This is a genomic window from Rhizobacter sp. P5_C2 (genome assembly GCF_054049715.1).
Map to the genome: position 1 here is coordinate 1 of NZ_JBFULV010000226.1, position 2,241 is coordinate 2,241.

At 71.8% G+C, this 2,241-nt stretch carries 3 protein-coding genes; all 3 read left to right on the forward strand.

All coding sequences use genetic code 11. From position 1 onward, the window contains the following. A partial coding sequence (locus tag ACXJLU_RS33165) for a hypothetical protein (RefSeq protein WP_457337977.1) occupies positions 1-776 on the forward strand: 776 nt, incomplete at its 5' end. Continuing rightward, on the forward strand, positions 773-1,306 hold the full coding sequence (locus ACXJLU_RS33170) for a CesT family type III secretion system chaperone (RefSeq protein WP_457337978.1): 534 nt from the start codon (positions 773-775) through the stop codon (positions 1,304-1,306). The genes ACXJLU_RS33165 and ACXJLU_RS33170, both read left to right, overlap by 4 nt. A 26-nt stretch (positions 1,307-1,332) precedes the next feature. Next, a partial coding sequence (locus tag ACXJLU_RS33175) for a tetratricopeptide repeat protein (RefSeq protein ID WP_457337979.1) occupies positions 1,333-2,241 on the forward strand: 909 nt, incomplete at its 3' end.

The following is a 2,241-nucleotide window of genomic DNA, read 5'->3' on the forward strand; positions in this document are numbered from 1 at the left end:
CGGCGCCGGCGGCCACGCCGCAGGCCACCCACCAGACGCACCAAGGCCACCACGGCCCGCAGCGCTCCGGCGGCCAGGGCCGCCACGTCGGCGGCAACCGGCCGGGCGCGCGGCCAAAGCGGGCCACCACCAACAAGGCGCGCAAGACGCGGCGCCGCGGGGTCGGCGGCGTGCCGGGCGGGGACGACGACGACAACGATTTCCACTCGTCCGACGCGCAGCAGACCGGCACCGAGGCCGTCAACCTGAAGGACCAGTCGCAGGACTCCGGCGACGACCAGGACCGGGGCGGCGGCGAGGAGTCGCGCCAGGACAAGCTGGCCCGCGCGCGCAGCCTGTCGGAGAAATCGGATGAACAAGGCCGTGGCGGCTCGCCGCGCCGAGTGTTCGATTCGAAGATCCCGCTGCAGCGTTGCAAGAAGGGCATGCTGGGCGTGGTGCAGAAGGCCGTCATCGACCGCGAGCTGAACAAGGCGGCCGAAACCGGCAACGGCGCGCTCGCGGCCGCTGCGCTGCGCAAGCTGAACCTGGCGCTGCTCGGCAGCACGCGCGCCGGCGCCCGGCTCGACAGCGGCGGGCTGAAGGCGGTGGCCGAGTTCCTGGCGGCGAACTACCTGAAGCCGGCGATGCCGGAAGGCGGCTTTCCGCTGTCGATCAAGATGCTGCACTGGATGCTGCCGATGAAGCTGTTGCAGCTGCAGGTGCCGCGCACGGAAGAACAAGCCGCGTTGAGCATCGCGAAGATGCTCGTGCAGTCCCGGAGGAACGAGCGATGAGTGCTGTGATGAACGACGAAGCGCTGCCCGAAGGCGCCGAGCGAGCCGAGGGTGAGGCGCCGGATGGCGACGATCCCGACCACGAGCGCTACATCGGCCTGCTGACGGAGCTGTGCGGCGAACTCGACCTGCCGGACGTGCAGGCGGTGCTGCAGTCGCGGCGCGTCGAGGTCGAGGGCTTCAGCGTGATCGTCGACCATGTGACGAACGATCCGCAGGCGATGTACATCCAGTTCGACTACGGCATCACGACCGCCGGGCGGACCTTGTCGATCTTCCGGCTGATGCTCGAATCGAACCTGCTCGTCTATGCGCAGGACCAGGCCCAGCTCGGCCTCGACCCCGACACCGGCTCGACCCAGCTGATCGTGCGCGTGCCGATGACCGACGACATCGACGGCCCGTGGCTGATGGACACGCTGACGCACTACGCCGAGCACGGCCGCTACTGGAAGGACCACCTGCTGCAGGCCCCCGACGACATGTTCGAGGCCATCTCCGCCGGCGACTACCTGTGGTTGAGGGCCTGACGCTGCGCATTGCACAATCCCGCCTCATGCCCGACAGCGATTCCCTCGACTTCTTCGAAGACCGCCCGACGCTCTGGCCGCACACCGCGCCGGAGCGGCTGCTGCCGTCCCAAGTTGAGCAGCGCCTGCTGAAGGCGATGGAGCGCGTCGGCGCCGACGGCCCGTACGCGGTCGCCCTGTGCGAAGAGGCGATCGCGCTGGCGCGCTCCAGCGGCGACGACGGCGAGACGGTGCGCACGCTGTTCCGCGCCGCCACCCTGGTGCTGCAGGCGCGCCGCCCCGACCGCGCCTACGTGCTGTGCCTGGAAGCGCAGCAGGCCTTCGAGCGCCGCGACGACCGCTGGCGCGCCACCCGCATCCTGCTGCTGCGCGGCCAGTGCTGGCTCGAGGTCGGCGAGCACGAGCGCGCGATGACGCTGATCGCCGAGGCCGCCGAACGCTTCCGGCTGATGGACCACCGCGCCGACCTGGCGCGCTGCCAGGCCGCGATGGCCATGGCGCACCGCCTCGGCGGCGACCTCGACAGCGCGATCGCGATGGCCGCCCAGGCGGTCGGCACGCCCGGGGCGCCGAACGACCACCACCTCGACATCAGCCTGCGCCACAACGAGGCGCTGATGCGCCTGGAGCGCGGCCGCCTGCTGGCCCAGCAGGGCGACGTGCAGGGCGCGCAGGCCGAATACGCGCGGGCCTCGGCGGTGCTGCCGGATGCGCGCCACATCGAATCCCCGCGCAGCCAGCCCGACGGCGGCCAGGTGCTGCAGAACATCGCGCAGGTGGCGACCGCGATCGGCGACGACGCGACGGTGCTGCTCGCGCTGCGCCGGCTGGGCGACTGGGCGCGCCGTCGCGGCAGCCGACTCGAGCGCGGCGCGGTCTGGCTGCAGATGGCCGAGCTGCAGCGCGCACGCAGCCGCAGCCGGGCGGCCGTGGCC

Coding starts and splice junctions, on each gene's coding strand:
- ACXJLU_RS33170 (WP_457337978.1), top strand. CDS start 773: ATGAGTGCTGTGATGAACGACGAAGCGCTGCCCGAAGGCGCCGAGCGA.